The organism is Microbacterium sp. LTA6 (assembly GCF_045690355.1).
GTDB lineage: Bacteria > Actinomycetota > Actinomycetes > Actinomycetales > Microbacteriaceae > Microbacterium.
Genome location: NZ_CP147855.1, coordinates 2,388,219 through 2,405,963, shown reverse-complemented (window position 1 = coordinate 2,405,963; position 17,745 = coordinate 2,388,219). Strand labels below are relative to the sequence as shown.

22 protein-coding genes are annotated in these 17,745 nt (G+C 67.9%); 8 read left to right on the top strand and 14 right to left on the bottom strand.

Going from position 1 to position 17,745, the window contains the following annotated elements; all coding sequences use genetic code 11:
• Positions 1-54: 54 nt before the first annotated feature.
• Complete coding sequence (locus LTA6_RS11275) at positions 55-1,071, top strand: LacI family DNA-binding transcriptional regulator (RefSeq protein ID WP_407357859.1); 1,017 nt, start codon at positions 55-57, stop codon at positions 1,069-1,071.
• A gap of 103 nt (positions 1,072-1,174) precedes the next feature.
• Here the strand turns inward: LTA6_RS11275 and rplL are convergent, their stop codons facing one another.
• Positions 1,175-1,552, bottom strand: a complete 378-nt coding sequence (rplL, locus tag LTA6_RS11270; protein ID WP_341973833.1) for a 50S ribosomal protein L7/L12 — start codon at positions 1,550-1,552, stop codon at positions 1,175-1,177.
• Between the two features lie 47 nt (positions 1,553-1,599).
• The gene (gene rplJ, locus LTA6_RS11265) at positions 1,600-2,088 is read right to left on the bottom strand and encodes a 50S ribosomal protein L10 (RefSeq protein ID WP_102191731.1); all 489 of its coding nucleotides are present in this window, start codon (positions 2,086-2,088) and stop codon (positions 1,600-1,602) included.
• 295 nt (positions 2,089-2,383) lie between these two features.
• On the opposite strand from rplJ, the gene LTA6_RS11260 reads away from it, so the two are divergent.
• The 4 genes from LTA6_RS11260 (at position 2,384) to LTA6_RS11245 (ending at position 5,853) form a co-directional block, all read left to right on the top strand.
• Positions 2,384-3,799 carry a glucose-6-phosphate dehydrogenase gene (locus tag LTA6_RS11260; protein ID WP_341973832.1) on the top strand — a complete coding sequence of 472 codons (1,416 nt, stop codon included), beginning with the start codon at positions 2,384-2,386 and terminating at the stop codon, positions 3,797-3,799.
• A gap of 84 nt (positions 3,800-3,883) precedes the next feature.
• Complete coding sequence (locus LTA6_RS11255) at positions 3,884-4,165, top strand: hypothetical protein (RefSeq protein ID WP_407357858.1); 282 nt, start codon at positions 3,884-3,886, stop codon at positions 4,163-4,165.
• A 65-nt stretch (positions 4,166-4,230) separates the two neighbouring features.
• A complete protein-coding gene (locus LTA6_RS11250; protein ID WP_407357857.1) occupies positions 4,231-4,461 on the top strand; it encodes a hypothetical protein in 231 nt (76 codons plus the stop codon).
• A gap of 711 nt (positions 4,462-5,172) precedes the next feature.
• On the top strand, positions 5,173-5,853 hold the full coding sequence (locus tag LTA6_RS11245; RefSeq protein ID WP_341973830.1) for a YqaJ viral recombinase family protein: 681 nt from the start codon (positions 5,173-5,175) through the stop codon (positions 5,851-5,853).
• An 8-nt stretch (positions 5,854-5,861) separates the two neighbouring features.
• On the opposite strand, the gene LTA6_RS11240 is transcribed toward LTA6_RS11245, so the two are convergent.
• The 5 genes from LTA6_RS11240 to LTA6_RS11220 are packed head-to-tail and all read right to left on the bottom strand — an operon-like array spanning position 5,862 to position 8,928.
• Positions 5,862-6,356, bottom strand: a complete 495-nt coding sequence (locus LTA6_RS11240) for a hypothetical protein (protein WP_407357856.1) — start codon at positions 6,354-6,356, stop codon at positions 5,862-5,864.
• Complete coding sequence (locus LTA6_RS11235; RefSeq protein ID WP_407357855.1) at positions 6,353-7,009, bottom strand: LPXTG cell wall anchor domain-containing protein; 657 nt, start codon at positions 7,007-7,009, stop codon at positions 6,353-6,355. The genes LTA6_RS11240 and LTA6_RS11235 overlap by 4 nt, the downstream gene beginning before the upstream one ends.
• A complete protein-coding gene (locus LTA6_RS11230; RefSeq protein ID WP_407357854.1) occupies positions 7,006-7,686 on the bottom strand; it encodes a signal peptidase I in 681 nt (226 codons plus the stop codon). Before LTA6_RS11230 ends, LTA6_RS11235 begins: the two co-directional genes overlap by 4 nt.
• Positions 7,659-8,285 (bottom strand): SipW-dependent-type signal peptide-containing protein, encoded by a 627-nt coding sequence (locus LTA6_RS11225; protein WP_363548423.1) that lies wholly within the window; start codon positions 8,283-8,285, stop codon positions 7,659-7,661. Before LTA6_RS11225 ends, LTA6_RS11230 begins: the two co-directional genes overlap by 28 nt.
• Before the next feature lie 4 nt (positions 8,286-8,289).
• On the bottom strand, positions 8,290-8,928 hold the full coding sequence (locus tag LTA6_RS11220) for a SipW-dependent-type signal peptide-containing protein (RefSeq protein ID WP_407357853.1): 639 nt from the start codon (positions 8,926-8,928) through the stop codon (positions 8,290-8,292).
• Positions 8,929-9,224: 296 nt separating this feature from the next.
• On the opposite strand from LTA6_RS11220, the gene LTA6_RS11215 reads away from it, so the two are divergent.
• Complete coding sequence (locus LTA6_RS11215) at positions 9,225-10,955, top strand: MDR family MFS transporter (RefSeq protein WP_341973824.1); 1,731 nt, start codon at positions 9,225-9,227, stop codon at positions 10,953-10,955.
• Positions 10,942-11,430 (top strand): MarR family transcriptional regulator, encoded by a 489-nt coding sequence (locus LTA6_RS11210; RefSeq protein WP_341973823.1) that lies wholly within the window; start codon positions 10,942-10,944, stop codon positions 11,428-11,430. Before LTA6_RS11215 ends, LTA6_RS11210 begins: the two co-directional genes overlap by 14 nt.
• Here LTA6_RS11210 and LTA6_RS11205 read toward each other — a convergent pair.
• On the bottom strand, positions 11,427-12,314 hold the full coding sequence (locus tag LTA6_RS11205; protein WP_407357852.1) for a LysR family transcriptional regulator ArgP: 888 nt from the start codon (positions 12,312-12,314) through the stop codon (positions 11,427-11,429). The two genes, LTA6_RS11210 and LTA6_RS11205, sit on opposite strands and share 4 nt — an antisense overlap.
• 70 nt (positions 12,315-12,384) lie before the next feature.
• On the opposite strand from LTA6_RS11205, the gene LTA6_RS11200 reads away from it, so the two are divergent.
• Positions 12,385-13,059: a LysE/ArgO family amino acid transporter gene (locus LTA6_RS11200; RefSeq protein WP_407357851.1), complete on the top strand. Its 675-nt coding sequence runs from the start codon at positions 12,385-12,387 to the stop codon at positions 13,057-13,059.
• Between the two features lie 21 nt (positions 13,060-13,080).
• Here LTA6_RS11200 and LTA6_RS11195 read toward each other — a convergent pair whose 3' ends face one another.
• The 6 genes from LTA6_RS11195 to LTA6_RS11170 all read right to left on the bottom strand — a co-directional run bounded on the left by LTA6_RS11195 (position 13,081) and on the right by LTA6_RS11170 (position 17,721).
• On the bottom strand, positions 13,081-13,863 hold the full coding sequence (locus LTA6_RS11195; RefSeq protein ID WP_407357850.1) for an amino acid ABC transporter ATP-binding protein: 783 nt from the start codon (positions 13,861-13,863) through the stop codon (positions 13,081-13,083).
• Positions 13,850-14,512 (bottom strand): amino acid ABC transporter permease, encoded by a 663-nt coding sequence (locus LTA6_RS11190; protein ID WP_363548431.1) that lies wholly within the window; start codon positions 14,510-14,512, stop codon positions 13,850-13,852. The genes LTA6_RS11195 and LTA6_RS11190 overlap by 14 nt, the downstream gene beginning before the upstream one ends.
• Before the next feature lie 3 nt (positions 14,513-14,515).
• A complete protein-coding gene (locus LTA6_RS11185) occupies positions 14,516-15,337 on the bottom strand; it encodes an amino acid ABC transporter substrate-binding protein (protein WP_407357849.1) in 822 nt (273 codons plus the stop codon).
• A 182-nt stretch (positions 15,338-15,519) separates the two neighbouring features.
• Positions 15,520-16,209, bottom strand: coding sequence for a 50S ribosomal protein L1 (gene rplA, locus LTA6_RS11180; RefSeq protein ID WP_341973817.1), 690 nt, complete (start codon positions 16,207-16,209; stop codon positions 15,520-15,522).
• Between the two features lie 11 nt (positions 16,210-16,220).
• Positions 16,221-16,652 (bottom strand): 50S ribosomal protein L11, encoded by a 432-nt coding sequence (rplK, locus tag LTA6_RS11175; RefSeq protein WP_102191716.1) that lies wholly within the window; start codon positions 16,650-16,652, stop codon positions 16,221-16,223.
• A 121-nt stretch (positions 16,653-16,773) separates the two neighbouring features.
• On the bottom strand, positions 16,774-17,721 hold the full coding sequence (locus tag LTA6_RS11170; RefSeq protein ID WP_407359270.1) for a helix-turn-helix transcriptional regulator: 948 nt from the start codon (positions 17,719-17,721) through the stop codon (positions 16,774-16,776).
• Positions 17,722-17,745 lie beyond the last annotated feature (24 nt).

The window sequence follows — 17,745 nt, the reverse complement described above, 5'->3', positions numbered from 1 at the left end:
GACGGGCGCGCAGAGTTGCCCTGCCGTCGCGTACGCCGAGGTCGAGGAGGACCGATGAGCACGATCGCGGACGTCGCGGCACGTGCCGGCGTCTCCAAGGCGACCGCCAGCCGCGCCCTGACCGGACGGGGCTATGTGTCCGACGCGACTCGTTCCCGCGTCACGGAGGCCGCGCGGGAGCTCTCCTACGTCGCACACTCCTCGGCGACGAGCCTGGCCACCGGACGCACCCAGACCATCGGCGTGGTCCTGCCGTCGATCGAGCGGTGGTTCTTCGCCGAACTGCTGGCCGGTATCCAGGAGTCACTCCTGGAGCTGGACTACGACCTCGCGCTGTACAGCTTCAGGGAGGGCGCGGGCCAGCGCGCGCGTCTCTTCGAGAGCGTGCTGCCGCGCAAACGGTTCGACGGGCTCATCGTTGCGGGCATCCAGCCCGGCCCTCACGAACTCGAACGCGTGCAGCGCGCGGATCATCCACTGGTGACGGTCGGCCCGCCTGCCGACCGGGCGAGTTCCGTGTCGATCGACGACTCCGCGGCGGCGCGCATCGCGACTGAGCATCTGATCGAGCTCGGCCACACCAGAATCGCCCTTGTCGGCACCTCAGCGGATGCCGCATCCCGCAGTTTCGTCGATTCCCGACGCGTCGACGGCTATCGGGACGCGATGTCGTCCGCCGGTCTCGGGTCGCACCTGCGGGTCGCCGACGGCGTGGAGGCCGGCGCCGGCACCATGCCGGACGGGTACGCGGCCGCCGCCGAGCTCCTCGGCGATCGGCGCGACCGGCCGACCGCGATCGTCGGCATCTGCGACGAGGCTGCGATCGGCGCGATCATCGCCTCGCGCCGGCTCGGAATCTCGGTGCCGGCAGAACTGAGCGTCGTCGGCATCGACGATCATCAGCACGCCGAGATGTTCGCGCTGACCACGATCCGGCAGCGGCCGCGCGAGCAGGGCGCTCAGGCCGTCCGTCTTCTGCAGCAGCGGATCGAGGACCCCGCCATTCCGGTCGAGCACGTGGTGGCGGCATCCGCTCTCGTGGTGCGCAACTCCACCGCTCCGGCGCGCTGACCAGGACCAGGGACGCACGAAAGCCCCGGGGCGAACCCCGGGGCTTTCGCAAGCGTTCAGACGCATTCAGGACGGGGCGCTCTACGCCTCGACCCGAACAGGATTACTTGAGGGTAACCGTTGCGCCTGCCTCTTCGAGGGCAGCCTTGGCCTTCTCGGCAGCTTCCTTGGTCGCGCCTTCGAGGACGGCCTTCGGTGCACCGTCGACGACAGCCTTGGCCTCGCCGAGGCCGAGCGAGGTGAGCTCGCGGACCGTCTTGATGACCTGGATCTTCTTGTCGCCAGCAGCCTCGAGGACGACGTCGAAGGAGTCCTTCTCCTCGACCTCTTCAGCAGCAGCGCCGCCAGCGCCGGCAACGGCGACGGGGGCAGCAGCGGTGACCTCGAACTTCTCCTCGAACGCCTTCACGAAGTCGTTGAGCTCGACAAGGGTCAGGCCAGCGAACTGCTCGAGCAGCTCCTCGGTGGTGAGCTTCGCCATGATGTATCTCCTAATAGATGGGGTTTGTGAAAAAGATCGCCGGTCGCTTACGCGGCCTGTGCGGTCTCCAGCTTTTCGCGAAGCGCGTCGATGGTAGCCGCAGCCTTGCCCATCGTCGCCTTCATCATGCCCGCAGCCTTCGCCAGCAGAACCTCACGGCTCTCGAGCGCGGCGTACTTGTTGACCTCGTCGGCGGTGAGGGCGTTGCCCTCGAAGATGCCGGACTTGATCACGAGAAGCGGGTTCGCCTTGGCGAAGTCACGCAGAGCCTTGGCGGTGGCGACGAAGTCACCGTGCACGAATGCGACGGCGGACGGACCCTTGAGGTCGTCATCCAGCGCACTGATCCCCGCGTTGTTCGCGGCGATCTTGGTCAGCGTGTTCTTCACCACGGCGTACTCGGCGTCCTGACGGATGCTGTTGCGCAGCTGCTTGAGCTGGGCAACCGTCAGACCGCGGTACTCGGTCAGCAGGACGGCGTTCGAGTTCTCGAATGACTTCGTGAGCTCGGCGACCGATGCATCCTTCTGCGCCATGGTCACTCCTTGGTGTCTACGAGGCGCCTCACGGTGGTGAGGCACCGACCTCGACCGCCTATGGAACAGGATCTGCACACAAAAAAGCTCCGGCGCAAGCGCACGGAGCTTTGAAAAGTTCGTGACACCTGCGCGGGCCCCTGCATTACAGAGCTTCAATCCTCATGCACTTGCGCGCACGACGATGACCAGCGGTCTTCGGTTGGGATAACTGTACCCCACGGCATCCGCCGTCCCCAAATCGAGAGAGCGGCACGTCCTGCCGCGACGGAGGCGTCGGGGCTACGGTGGTCGCATGACCGATGCGACCACGCTGGTGATCTTCGGGGCCTCCGGTGACCTCACCTCCCGCCTCCTGCTTCCGGCACTCGGCCAGCTGCTCGTGCACGAGCCGTCGCGCCGGGTGCGGCTGATCGGCGCCGACCGCGAAGACTGGACCGATCGTGAACTCGACGAGCTCGTGCGCACGGCGTTCGCAACCGTGGAGGCGGAGGGGGCGGCATCCCGCGTGGATGCGTCCTACCGTCGCACCGACATTACCCGCGCCGACGATCTGAACGCGTTGCTGGGCGAGTGCTCGGGCCAGGTCGCACTGTACTTCGCCGTGCCGCCCAGCGTCACCACGGCCGCCTTCGAGGCCCTCACCGCGGAGATGCTCCCCGAGGGTGCGGTGCTCGTTCTGGAGAAGCCGTTCGGCACCGACGAGGAGAGCGCCCGGCTCCTGAACCGGACGCTCGCCGGTCTGGTCGCCGAGAGCCAGGTGTTCCGCGTGGACCACTTCCTCGGCCGATCCACGACGCTGAATCTGCTCGGCGCCCGATTCGCCAATCGCGTGCTCGAACCGCTCTGGTCTGCGGAGAGCATCGAGTCGGTCGACATCGTCTACGACGAGCAGCTGGGGCTGGAGGGGCGCGCCGGGTACTACGACTCGGCCGGCGCCATGGTCGACATGATCCAGAGCCACCTCCTGCAGGTGCTGGCGGTGCTCGCCATGGAGGAGCCGGCCACCCTCGACGAGGTGGACTTCCGTGCGGCGACCAGTGCCGTGCTGCGAGCGACATCGGTCTGGGGCGATGACCCCACGTCCTCATCGCGACGCGCCAGGTACACCGCCGGCACCGTCGCGGGCACGGACAAGCCGTCTTACGTCGACGAGCCCGGCGTCGATCCAGCTCGCCGCACGGAGACGCTCGCCGAAGTGACGTTCGAAGTGCGCAACGCGCGCTGGGCAGGCGTGCCCTTCACCCTTCGTTCCGGCAAGGCGATCGGAGACCCCGCGCGGGAGATCGTCGTGCGCTTCCGTCCGGTTCGGCACGTTCCGATCGGTCTCACCGGCTCGGCCGAGGGCGCGGTGCTGCGCTTCTCGCTCGGTCCCGATCGGATCTCCCTCGAGTTGAACGTCAACGGCGCCGATGATCCGTTCGAGCTGGAGCGCGCCACGCTCTCCGCCGACCTCGGCGAAGGAGCGCTGAAGGCGTACGCCGAGGTGCTCTCCGGTGTTCTCGACGGCGACCCGATGCTCGCGGTGCGCGGAGACGCCGCCGAGGAGAGCTGGCGGATCGTCGAACCGATCCTGCAGGCCTGGAAGAACGGCGACGTGCCCCTCGACAAGTACGTCGCGGGCTCCCCGGGCCCTGCGGGGTGGGATGCTCCTGCGGGGTGGGATGCTCCGGCGGGGTTGGATGCTCCGCATCCGGACTCACCGCGCTGATTCGCCGGACTCCGGTCGGATCTCGCCGAGACCCACACCTCTCGCCGAGACCCCGTCATGTAGACGTGGGTTTCGGCGAGAAGCGTGGGTATCGGCGCCGGCCAAGGGGGCGACAAGTCATCCGGGCGGACGGATGCCGAAGGCGCGGAGCCGCCGACCCAGCTGCTCCGCCGTCTCGATGTGCTCGGAACCCCAGCGGGCGAAGCCCCAGCCCGCGACACCGCGAACGGCATCCTCCCTGTACTTCTCGTCGAGGACCGCTTCTCCCACGGATCGTCCGCCGCGCAAATCGGCGTCGAGATACTTCCGCTTCCCGTCGAACTCCCCGAAGCGACGCGCGCTGGGAAGGCGAAGTCCAGCCAGTAGTCCTCGCCGTTCGGGCCGACCACCCGAGTCTGCAACGGCACGCTCCTGAACCCAAGCCTGTGCAATTGCAATCGGCTCACGCTCTCCCCGGGAAGCTGTGCACGCCCATCAGCGAACTCGATCACCCTTCGCGCCCGTCGAATCCCGCGCACGCTCACCCGGTCGGCCCGTTCCCCGAGTGCGAGACGCCACTCGTCGGCGAGATCTTCGTTCTGCACATGGCCGACGACGGCCAGCCGGCGCAACGCCGCATCCGCGCAGGACACGGCTGCCTCCTCGGACATCGTGCACGCTAGATCGAGGACGGTGCGATCCAAAGACGTGCAGCGGATGCCCTCGACCTCATCGACATCTCGCCGAGCCAGTTGAACATCGTGATGAACGACCCCGAAACGGGTCTTGGAATGGCTCGCTCCGCCGAGCGCGACGTGGACATGCTTCGGCGCCAGCCGATACAACGGCAGCCTACGGAGAACGCCGGCTGAAGAAAGCATGAACACCGGCCCGGGGAGGTCGGAGCTGAGATGGGTCGCGATGACCTGGAGCAGATGGCGCCCCTCGTTCCACAGGTCACGCCATGCTTCACCGTCGACATACCAGCCGCGCCGAACACGCACGAGACCGCTCGTCGCGACCAGCATCCGGATCTCACGCTCAGAACGACCACTTTCGCGCAGCTGCGCACGCGTGAGCAGCAACTCGCGGCCCTCCGAGATGGTGATGTTTCTTGGCATCCCTCATCCTGTGGCATTCAGGATTTGCGATCCGGGTGCGAACGCACGAGGTGTGGAAGACCGGCACCGACGCTGTGCTGTGCAGGATTACTGAAGCCCTGGTGGCCTCCCTCGTCGAGACCCACCCTTCTCGTCGAGACCCCGTCATATGGACGTGGGTCTCGGCGAGAAGTGTGGGTCTCGGTGACCGTTCCGTTCCGGATGAGGGCGGAGCGGCCGCGACGGCGGCGTGGGAGGAGACATGACGTCGGCGGGCCGGGATAGTCTCGAGAGGTGACCCCAGAACTCGCTGCGCGTATCGTCGCGGACTCGCGCGATCGGGTGGCGTGGATGCGCGCGCGATCGCGCGGCATCACGGCGACAGACGTGGCCGGTCTCACCGGAGACAAGTCGATCGTCCGGGCAGCGGATGCCAAGCTCGGCGGCGGTCCGCGCTTCGGCGGCAATGCCTATACCGACCACGGCCGTCGTCGGGAACCGGAGATCGCCAGCTGGGTCGCCGCGACCCACGGCATCCTGCCCTCGTCCGCCCTGTTCCGCGCCGAGGTCGAGCACCGACACCTCGCCACCCCCGACGGCGTCGCGGTGGATGCCGCCGGCCGTGTGCAGCTCGCCGAGATCAAGACCACCAACAAGGCGTGGCGCGGCATCCCCCGCACCTATCTGCGCCAGATCTGGTGGCAGCAGCACGTGCTCGGCGCCGAACGGACCCTGTTCGTGTGGGAGGAGCACGTCGACTTCTCGCCGATCCACGAAGAGCCGAAGTGCGTCTGGATCGACCGCGACGACCGTGAGATCGCGAAGCTCGTCGGGCTCGCCACCGACCTCATCGACGAGCTGTACCGCCGCACCACGGGGCAGCAGGCGCCTGCACGGCCGGTGGATGCCGCCGCCAGCCGTCGTGCCGAACTCCGCGAGCGCGACGCGTTCCGCGCGCTCGCCCTCGCTGACTGACTCACGCCTCAGGTACAGGTGTTGTTGCCGCCGAGCCCGAGCAGCCCCCCGACCGAGAGTGTCTTCGTGGCAGCCTGAGACGCCCAAGAGGTTCCGGCGATCGCCTCCACCCTCACGGTGTTCGTCGAACCGAGCAGGCTCCCGAGAAGGGTGTTGAGCAGTCCGGAGGAGATCGTCGACGTGTACGTGTAGGGCCCAGCGCCGCTCTGGGTGATGTTGGCCGGAGCGACCGTCACATTGTTGATCGACAGTCGCTCGTTCGCTTTGACGTACGGAGAGGTCCATACGATCGTGAACCCGGTGAAGGTACCGAGAAAACTCGTCACCGTGCAGCTGGTGACGACCGGGGTCTCCAGCGTGGCCGCGGTGAGCGTCGCCGTCGTGTGTTCCGAATCGGTGAAGGCCGCGTCTGTGACCTGAGCCGAGGGGGCGAGGCTGATTCCGACGAGCAGGATGGCTCCGATGACCCCGGCGAGCATGCGGTGACGCGACGACGCATTCATCGGGTCGCCCCCTCGTCACCGTCACCACGACGTCGCCGCCGTGCGAACAGCAAGACGCCGCCGACCAGCAGCAGAACCACTCCCCCGCCCAGGATCCACGGCACGACGGGAGACATGCCGGTGGCTGGCAGCTCACCACCGGGTCCGACGGCGACCGACTCACCGGCACCGTCGGCGTGCACACGCATCGTCGCTCCCTCACCCTCCGCCGCCGCGCCCAACGAGATCTCCAGACGGAGGTAGGCGATGTCGGTGGCCGCGATGTCGAGGAGCGCCGTCGTGTTGCCGTCCCGCGGAATCTCCCATGCCGTCTCCAGCGCAGTCGCACCGACGGGGCACCCCGTCTCTTCCCACGCCACCGCGCAGATCGACACATCGACAGTGAGCGGTGCGGCGCCGGCGGCGCTCACTCCGATCGCGATCTTTCCCGGATCGGGCGCATCCGCACTCACTTCGACGTCCCACCGCACCTCCTGACCGGGCATCATGCGCGAGGCCGCCTCCCAATCGGCGACCGAGACGAGACGCAGGTACTGCCCCTGCACGACCTCCGTCGCGGATGCGGCCCACGCCGGCGCCGAGAACGTGCCGAGCACGGCGAACGCGACGCACCCGGCGAGCGCGGCGACGGCCGCGGCGTAGCGCCTCCTCACGGTCCGCTCCTGTCGCTTCGCGGTTCCTCCACGGTCCGGCGGGGGCGGTGCGATTCGCGGGGCCAGAACGCCCAGCCCACGAGCAACGCGGCAGCGACGGTGATGCCGCCGAGCACGAAGGGGTTCCCCAGGGCGACGACGAAGGAAGCGATGCCGGGTATGGCGAAGCGGACGATGCGGACCTCGTCCACCGCGTAGGGGAACGGGTCGTCCTGGGCGTTGGCATCTCCTCGCATCGTGATGATCCGAGCGGCATCCGTCTCCCCCGGCGCCACAGACGTCACCCGGTGGGTGACGGGCAGCTCGGGGTCGCGATCGACCGTGACGATGTCGCCGACGGCGATCTCGGATGCCGGTATCCGCTGCACGACGGCGACCGATCCGGCCGGAATGGTCGGCGACATCGAGCCGGTACGGAACATCATCAGAGTGATGTTCGAGGTGAAGGCGAGGATCACCAGCACGATGCACACCGCTCCACCCGCCGCGGCGACCCACAGCAGGATGTCGGCGAGCGTCCGCCCGACGGCCGTGCGCGTCCCACCGACCTGGAGAGGCGGCGACCCGCCGTCGGCATCGCGCGAGCGCTCACGCAGTTCGCGCCGGCTGCTCGGCGTCGTCATCTCCTCCTCCATCGCTCCTCCGCTCGTCACGACGCCGTCGCGGCGAACTCCCACGTGGCGGTGAGCGTGAGCCCCTGAGCCGTATTGGGGGCCGCCGCGGGCAGCGTGACCTCGAAGCAGTAGTTGACCTGGGCCCCCGCATTCGCGGTGAGAGCCTGGGAACTCGTCGCCCCCGTCACCAGCGTGGCGTTCACGGGCAGACCCGCGACCGCCGTGCCCGTGCCGAAGTTGGCCGCATTGCACGTGGTCTGGGTGATGGTGCGCACACTGTAGGTGAGGTGTGCGCCGAGCCCCGCACCGTTGCCGGCCCCAGCTTTGAGCTGCACCGATCCAGCCACGGAGGGGTTGATCGTGCGCACGCTGAACAGCGCGTACACCGTCGCACCCGGGGTCATCGCCGCAGCGGTCGCCGGCAGCTGGAACGGCAGCGTGGCTCCGGGTGCGGTCGGATGCTCGCTGAACGCCACCCCGTCGGTCGCACCGACGATCCCGAAGCGCCCGGCCGTGAAGTTCGCAGTCGTATGCTCTGAGTCGTTCCAGGCCGCGAGGGTCATGGCGGCGCCCACGCCGAAGACGAGCCCGCTCGCGAGAACGGCCCGTATCCGGCGGGAGCGCAGCCGCCTCGCCTCCCGCATGCCTTTGCGGGTCGACACGTGATCAGCTCGTCGAGGTCGCCGTGAACTGCCACGTCGCCGTGGCGGCTTCACCCTGCGTCAGTCCGGCTCCGGCCGTGACCTCGAAGCAGAGCTGCACGGGGGCGCCTGCGTCGGTCACCGGTGCGCCGTTCGCGAGGTTCTCGGTGACTCCCGCCGTGAAGGCGCTCAGTGTCGCTCCCGATGCGACGACGTCTGCTCCGGCGATGCCCGCCGCATCGCAGGTCGCTGCCGCGTCGATCGAGTACACCGTGTACGACAGATTCTCCGCGTTCGAGGAGGCATCCGGCGACGCGGTCACACCGGCCGCGTCGAGCGTGGCATCCGTCGTCGTGTCGGCGGCGAGTCGCACCCAGAACGGCGCGTAGACCGTCTGGCCAGGGGCCATGTTGCTCGCCACCGCAGGCAGCTGGAAGACGAGCGTCGCAGCGGTTTCGGGCGGGGTCGCCCCCGTGTTGTGGCTCGCATAGCCCGCGGCTGCGGACGTCGTCGAACCTTCCAGATCGAATGCGCCGGCGGTGAACGTGCCGGTCGCGAATTCGGAGTCGTTCCAGGCCGCGAGTGTCACTGCCGCACCGACGCCGAGCACGAGCCCGCCCGCCAGAATCGCCAGAACCTTGCGCTGATTTGCCTTCGTTGCCATGTCAGTCTTCCCCCCTCAGGGATTTGGGTTGTGCGCGCGAATGCCTTCGCGACCTTCCCCAGCGGCCGACATCTTGCGTTTCACTCATCATCGTTGAACGCCGCCGCAACCACAACGGGGCAAAGTCACGATCGGGTACTGCGTGCTCCGGATGCCGACACCTCGTGGCCCGGCCGCCCGACCACTCGGAGATAGTTGACGAGACTCAACCAGTTGACGTATAGTTGATCTTCGTCAACTTTCTCGTGCGCGCCAGTGCTGTCGCAGCATCCACACTCCACTGCGAAAGGTCGCCCATGACCACCGACTCCCCCGTTCGGATGACGCACCGCCAGGTGCTCGAGGCCCTCACCGGCCTCCTGCTCGGCATGTTCGTATCGATGATCGCGGCCACCGTCGTCTCCACGTCGATGCCGGTCATCGTTCACGACCTCGGCGGCGACCAGGCCGCCTACACCTGGGTGATCACCGCGACGCTGCTGACCACGGCGATCTCCACCCCGATCTGGGGCAAGCTCGCCGACCTCTTCAACCGCAAGCTGCTCATCCAGATCGCCCTCGTGCTCTTCGTCGTCGCGACGGCTGCTGCCGGCTTCGCGCAGGACACCGGCACGCTCATCGCCTTCCGCGCCGTGCAGGGTCTCGGTGCGGGTGGCCTGGCCGCGCTCAGCCAGGTGATCATGGCCGACATCATCAGCCCGCGCGAGCGCGGTCGCTACATGGGACTCTTCGGTGCCGTGATGGCGGTCGCGACCGTCGGCGGTCCGCTGCTCGGCGGCTGGATCACCGACACGGCAGGCTGGCGCTGGAACTTCTTCGTCGCGCTGCCTTTCGCGGTCGCCGCCCTGATCCTGCTTCAGAAGACGCTGCACATCACCGCGCAGCAGGCCCGCAAGGTCTCGATCGACTACGCCGGCATCGTGCTGCTGTCCACGGCGGTGTCGCTGCTGCTCATCTGGATCACCAACGCCGGATCGAACTTCGACTGGTGGGGCACCGAGACGATCCTGATGCTCGGCGGGGTCGTCGTCGCCACCGTCGCGTTCATCATCGTCGAGTTGAAGGTGCGCGAGCCGCTGATCCCGCTCTCCCTTTTCCGCAACCGCACGTTCACCCTGTCCGTGCTCGCCTCGATCTCCATCGGCATCTCGATGTTCGGCACCTCGGTGTACCTCGCCCAGTACATGCAGCTCTCCCGCGGCGCCTCTCCCACCGAGGCCGGCCTGATGACGCTGCCGATGATGGCGGGACTCCTCATCGCATCGATGCTGATCGGACAGCTCGTCACCCGCTACGGGCGCTGGAAGGGCTACCTGATCCTCGGCGCCGTACTCCTGCTCGCGGGCACCGCGCTGCTGTCGACGCTGCACTACGATACGAACTTCGTGCTCGTCTCCGTGTACATGTTCCTCACCGGCGCCGGCCTCGGGATGACGATGCAGAACCTCGTGCTCATCGTGCAGAACACGGCCAAGCCCGCCGAGATGGGAGTCGCCAGCTCCGGCGTCACCTTCTTCCGCAGCCTCGGCGGCACGATCGGGGTCTCGGTGATGGGGGCTGTGGTGGCGAACACCATCACCACGCTCTTCGCCGACGGCAAGGAACGGCTCGCGACGGCGATCGCCGGGCTCGGCGAACAGGGTGCGGCGGTCGCTGCGGAACTCGCCAGCGGCACCCTTCCCGAGGTGCGCCTGCTCCCCGATTCGGTGCGCGTCATCGTCGAGGACTTCTACGCCCAGGGCATCTCGCAGGCCTTCCTCATCGGCGTGCCACTCGCCTTGCTGAGCCTCATCGCGATCCTGTTCCTGCCGAACGTGCCGCTCACGAAGATGACCACCAGCGAGCGGGCGGAGGCGGATGCCGCAGAGCACGTCGTCGAGGATGCCGCCGAAGTGGCACTCGCCGACGCGACAGCGATGTCCGGCGCGCCGACCGGCAGCGTCACGGTCGTCGCAGCATCCGGTGCGAGGCGTGGCGATGGATCGGGCGAGAAGCGCGATGGCGGGGTCGGCGATGTCCGCGGCTGAGTCCACCGTCGGTGGCGAATCCTCCGAGGCGCGGGCCGTCGCGGTCCGCGCACTCGAGGCGGAGTTCAGCGAACTGATCACCCACATCCGGCGGATCCTCATGGAGAACGCCAATCGCGTGAGCCCCGGCATGCTCCCCGGCGCCTACAAGACGCTCACCACGATCGCGCGCTGCGAGCAGGTGACGGTATCAACCCTTGCCGAGCGGATGCTGGTGGACAAGAGCCAGGCCAGCCGCATGGTCCGCGAGCTCGAGGAACTCGGGCTGATCGAGCGCTCCACGGATCCCAGTGACGGTCGTTCCTTCCTCCTGCGCGCCACACCGCTCGGCACCGAGCGACTGGCCGCCGCCCGACTGCCGCAGGAGGGGATGCTCATGAAGACTCTCGAGGAATGGAGTCTGCGCGACATCGACAGTCTCACCCGCCTGCTGCACGCGCTCGCGACCGGAGCGACACCGGACCGCCCGGCCTAGACCGCCGCCGGCGGCCCGGGGAGGACCCGGCGCGCCTCTGCCGCGACCTCGGCCGCAACGGTGTCCAGGAGCTCCGAGCGCAGGTTCCACTGCTGCCAGAACAACTTCACGCGCAGTGTCGGCCCGCCGAGGGCGATCAGCCCGTCTGGCTGCTGGGGCACCGGCAGCATTCCCCATCCGAGCCCCAGCGCCACAGCGAGCGCGTAATCGTGCGATGCCGGCACGTAGTGCCGTGGAACGCCCTGGTGCGAAACGCCCTGAGCCTGGAGCCATTCGTGCTGCAGGGTGTCGCGGCGGTCGAAATCGACGAAAGGGGCAGCGGCGAGAGCGTCCGGCGTCATCCCGCCGCGGAACCACCGATCGGCGAAGGTCTTCGTCGCCATCGCCCGATACTCGAGCACGCCGAGCGGCGACACCGAGCATCCGGCCACCGGCGTCTCTTCACTGGTCACGGCGGCCATCACGGTGCCGGATTCCAGCAGCCTGGCCGTGAAGTTCTGATCATCGCGATGCAGGTCGAAGTCGAGATCATGGCGGTCGGCGAGGCGTGCGAGCGGCGGCAGGAACCAGGTCGCCATCGAGTCGGCGTTGACGGCGAGCGGAATGCTGATGCGCTGCGTTCCGCCCTCGGCATCCATGCCGGCGAGCGCATCACGCTCCAGCAGGGCGATCTGGCGGGCCAGGCGCACGACCGCCTCCCCCGTCTCGGTCAGCCGAGCCGGCTTCGAGCGCACGACGAGGACGCGTCCGAGCTGCTGCTCCAGCGTCTTGAGCCGCTGACTCACCGCCGACGGCGTGATCTGCAGTCGGCGAGCGGCCGCGTCGAGCGTTCCCTCGTCCACGACGGCCGCCACGGTGGCAGCGAGCTCCGGATCGATCCTCACATAAGCCATGCTAATGCTGCAGTAGGAATCTTCGCTGGTGCTGTTCTCTCGTAGCTCCTACCGTGGAAGCATGCTCTCCCTCCTCGCCGGCCTCGGCCTCGGCCTCTCCCTGATCGTCGCCATCGGCGCGCAGAACGTCTTCGTGCTGCGCCAGGGGATCCGCCGCGAGCACGTGCTGGCCGTCGTCGCGATCTGCGCGGTGTCGGATGCCGTGCTCATCATCGCGGGCGTCGCCGGCCTGGGCTTCGTCATCGCGACCGCACCCTGGCTCGTCGTCGTCGCCCGCTGGGCGGGGGCGCTGTTCCTGCTCGGCTACGGCCTGCTCGCTGCACGACGAGCCTGGAAAGGTGGAGACGATGCACTGCGGGCGGAAGCCGGCGACTCCTCCGATGCCGCGCCCGCGGCATCCGGCGGCACGGCCACCGCCACACGTACCGCCACGCGCACCGCCCTGGCCCCGGTCATCCTCACGGTGCTCGCGCTGACCTGGCTCAACCCGCACGTCTACCTCGACACGGTACTCATGCTGGGCTCGATCTCGGCCACACACGGCGAGAACCGCTGGCTGTTCGCCGCCGGCGCCGTCGCCGCCAGCATCCTCTGGTTCACCGCGCTGGGCTTCGGCGCCCGTTATCTCGGCCGGTGGCTGCGTACCCCGCGCTCGTGGCGCATCCTCGACGCGATCATCGCTGTGATCATGATCGCCCTGGCGATCAGTCTCGTCCTGCCCGTGCTGCACCCCTGACGCGCTCGGCGCGAGGCGAGGTCACGCGCCGTCGAGTGGACGCATGATCCGGGTGAGGAACCGCTGGGTGCGTTCGTGCTGCGGAGCACTGAAGAGCTTCTCCGGCGGGCCCTCCTCGACGACGACTCCGGCATCCAGGAACAGCACGTGGTCGGCCGCCTCCCTGGCGAAGCTCAGTTCGTGCGTGACGACCGCCATCGTCCAGCCCTCATCGGCGAGCTCCTTGATGACGAGGAGCACTTCGCCGACGAGTTCGGGGTCGAGGGCACTGGTCGGCTCATCGAAGAGCAGCAGGTCAGGCTTGAGCGCGAGCGCACGGACGATGCCGACCCGCTGCTGCTGACCGCCGGAGAGCTGATGCGGCCGCGCGTTCTCCTTGTCGGCCAGGCCGACGCGAGCGAGCAGTACCTGCGCCTCGGCGACGACCTCGTCCTTCGGGCGACCGTGCACCCGCCACGGGCCTTCGATCACGTTCTCCAGCACGGTGAGGTGCGGGAACAAGTTGTGGTGCTGGAACACCATCGCGGAGCGGTCTCGCAGTGCGAAGCGCTGCTTCGCATCCGGGCGCGCGGCGAAGTCGATATCGGGGCCGTCGTGCACGGCGATGGTGCCGGCATCCGGCCGTTCGAGCCCGTTCAGCGAACGCAGCACCGTGGTCTTTCCCGAGCCGCTGGGTCCGATGAGGACCACGACCTCTCCGCGATGCAGCGTGAGGTCGATGCCGCGCAGCACCTCGTTGTCACCGAAACTCTTGTGCAGGCCGCGGGCCGTGAGCAGCGCCTCGGCTGGTTCAATTCGCGACACGGCTGTCCAATCTCTTCTCCAGAGCGCTCTGACCCGTCGACAGCACCAGGCAGAACACCCAGTACACGAGCGCGGCCGTCAGATAGATCACCATGAACTGGTAGGTCGACGCCGCGATCTGCTGCGACACCTTGAACAGCTCGGTCACCAGGATCAGCGATGCGAGCGAGGTGTCCTTCACCAGAGAGATGAACGTGTTCGACAGCGGCGGCACCGATACCCGCGCCGCCTGCGGCAGGATGACTCGCGTCAGCGTGCGAGTGCGCCCCATCCCGACCGTGTATGCCGCCTCCCACTGCCCCTGGGGAACCGAGAGGATCGATGCCCTGATCACCTCGGCCGCGTAGCCGCCCACATTCAACGAGAAGGCGATGATCGCGCACGGCCAGGGGTCGATGGTGACCCCGATCGAGGGCAAGCCGTAGAAGATCACGAACAGCTGCACGAGCAGCGGCGTGCCGCGAATGATCGAGATGTAGACGCGTGCGAACCCCGAGACGACCGAGCGCGTCGAGATGCGCATCAGCGCGATCCCGAGCGCGATCACCAGGCCCAGCGCGAACGAGCTCAACGCCAGCGGGATGGTCCCGACCAGCCCTGCGAGGGCGATCGGCCCGATCGACGTGAGGAACAGCTCCCAGGGCTCCACAGGCTACTCGGTGACGTCGGCGCCGAAGTACTTGTCGCTGATCTCGGCCAGAGTGCCGTCGGCGCGCAGCTCCTCGAGCGCGGCATCCACGGCGTCGACGAGGGCCTGCTTGTCCTTCGTGAACACGAACGCCTGCTGACCGGCTTCCTCGGTCTCGGCGGCGATCTTCAGTCCGGTGGGACCGTCGGTCGTCTCGTAGTCGAGGAAGGTGAGCTTGTCGTTGATGGTGGCGTCGACGCGCCCCTGCTTGAGGAGGGTGACAGCCTGAGCCCACCCTTCGACGGGCTCGACGGTGGCGCCGGACTCGGTGGCGAGTTCGTTCCAGTTGCTCGTGAGCGACTGCGCGGTCTTCTTGCCCTTGAGGTCGTCGAATGACGTGATCGAGTCGTCATCCTCGGCGACGACGATCACGCCCGGCGAAACGGTGTACGGCGTGCTGAAGAGGTACTCCGCCTCGCGCTCGTCGTTGATGGTCACCTGGTTCGCGATGACGTCGAAGCGCCCGGCGTCGAGGCCGGCGAAGATCGCATCCCACTGCGTCTCCTGGAACGTGACCTCGAGGTCGAGCTTTTCGGCGACGGCCTCGATGATCTCGACGTCATAGCCGGTCAGGTCGCCCGTGCCTCCGTCTGCGTGGAAGCTGAACGGGCGGTAGGTGCCCTCGGTCGCGACCGTGAGGGTGCCGTCGGCGACGAGGCCGAAGTCGGACGCCGAGCCGCTGTCATCGGACGCGCCGGTCTTCTCGGGTGCGGTCGCGCCGCTGCAGGCCGTGAGCGCGGCGGCGGTGAGGACGAGGGCGGTGACGGCGATGAGACGACGGGACATGGGCGGGACCCTCCTGGGGTGCGGTTCGCGCTGATGCTGTGGGGCGCGGTGATCGGGTGGAACTCACTCAGCGTACGCGCGCACGGGTGACACGCGATATCGGATGACGTCGGATTGCGGCCGAGACGTGCCCGGACGCGGAAATGCCCCCGCCGAAGCGGGGGCATTTCTGTGAGTCAGACTCAGATGGCGTTGACGTCCAGCGGGATGCCGGGGCCGAACGTGGTCGACACCGCACCCTTCTGGATGTAGCGGCCCTTGGAGCTCGACGGCTTGAGGCGGACGATCTCCTCGAGCGCTGCGTCGATGTTCTCGTTCAGCTGCTCGGTGGTGAAGGACGCCTTGCCCACGACGAAGTGCACGTTGGCGTGCTTGTCGACGCGGAACTCGATCTTTCCGCCCTTGATCTCCTCGACGGCCTTGGCCGGGTTCGGGGTCACGGTGCCGGTCTTCGGGTTCGGCATCAGGCCACGCGGACCCAGCACCTTTCCGAGACGACCGACCTGGCCCATGAGCTCCGGGGTGGAGACTGCTGCGTCGAAGTTGGTCCAGCCATCGGCGACGCGCTGGATGAGCTCGGCGCCGCCGACCTCATCCGCACCAGCGGCGATCGCCGCCTCGGCCGCGGGGCCGGTGGCGAAAACGATGACGCGGGCGGTCTTGCCGGTTCCGTGGGGCAGGATGACGGTGCCGCGCACCATCTGGTCTGCCTTGCGGGGGTCGACAGCGAGCTTCAGCGCGACCTCGACGGTCGAGTCGAACTTCGCGGAGCCGGTCTCCTTCGCCAGGGCGACGGCCTCAGCGGGAGTGTAGAAACGGTCTGCCTCGATCTTCTCGGCGGCAGCCTTGTAAGCCTTGGACTTGGTAGCCATGATTATTCTCCTCAGCCCTCGACCGTGATGCCCATGGAACGAGCTGTGCCGGCGATGATCTTCGAGGCGGCCTCGATGTCGTTCGCGTTCAGGTCAGCCTGCTTGGTCTCGGCGATCTGACGGACCTGCTCCTTGGTGATCTTCGCCACCTTGACGGTGTGCGGGGTCGCCGATCCCTTGGGGACGCCGGCGGCCTTCTTGATGAGCTCCGCAGCGGGCGGGGTCTTCAGGACGAACGTGAAGCTGCGGTCCTCGTAGACGGTGATCTCCACGGGGATGACGTTGCCGCGCTGCGACTCGGTCGCGGCGTTGTACGCCTTGCAGAACTCCATGATGTTGACGCCATGCTGACCGAGCGCGGGCCCGATCGGCGGCGCCGGGTTGGCTGCACCGGCGTTGATCTGAAGCTTGATCAGGCCGGTCACCTTCTTCTTCGGTGCCATTCTCTTTCCTTTCATCGAATCGGATGCGGAGCATCCGTTTCTCCCGCGAATCCGGCGGTTCCGGACTGCGGTCGTCCGCGCGCACGCCGAAGCGGCACACAAACCACGTAAGTCTACCCGATCAACGACGCTCCCGCGATTCGGCGGCCTCCCCGCGGTACAGGGCGGCGATCCGTTCGCCGAGTTCGCGGAGCGCAGTCCTCACCTCGGCAGGCTCGACGACCTCCGCGGCGCTCGTCCACCCCGCGAGCTGCTCCGCCAGAGCATCCACTCTGTGCGCCTGCACCTCGACCCGCACCCGCCCGTCCCGGTCCGGAGGATCATCCAGCGGCTGCGCCTGCACTCCGAACCGGTCGCAGAGCGCCCGCACCGCCCAGGGCTCCACCCTCACCACCGCGCGTACCGCTCCACGAAAGCCTTCGACCCGCTCGACCATCTCGGCCCACACACGCGGCCGATCGAAGCCCGCTGGAGCGATGCCCCGCTCGGACAGCACGCGCGACCCCTCGATCCGATCCGCGCGGTACGTCCGCACGCGGCTCTCGTCCGCGACATCTGCCCCCTCGACGACTGGAGCTGCGATCAGATACCACCGCACCCCGCGACTGCCGATCATCAGAGGGACGACCTCTATGGAAGCAGCGCCGCGCGAGCCGCGATACTCCAACTGCACCCGACGATCGTCCGCGATGGCACGTTGCAACTCGGCGACCACCGGCGGTGCCGCATCGTTCTCGGTGACACCCCACGGCGCATCTCGCACGGTCGCTGCCGCGACACGTTGTGCTCCGGCGCGGAACGGTTCCGGCATCGCACGCACGAGCTTTCGCATGGCCGCGATGCGCTCAGGACTCGCCGTGTCGCTCTGGGTGAGGCCGATGAGGAGCGACGTGACCTCACCTTGCGTGAGTCCGGTGAGGTCGGTGCGCGCTCCGCCGATCAGGCGCCATCCTCCTCCCCTGCCTCGCGTCGGATAGATCGGAACACCCGACATCGCCAGGGCTTCCAGGTCTCGTCGCGCCGTCGGCACCGACACTTCGAGCTCTGCCGCCAGCTCGGCCGCCGTGATCTGCGGACGCCCCTGAAGCAGCAG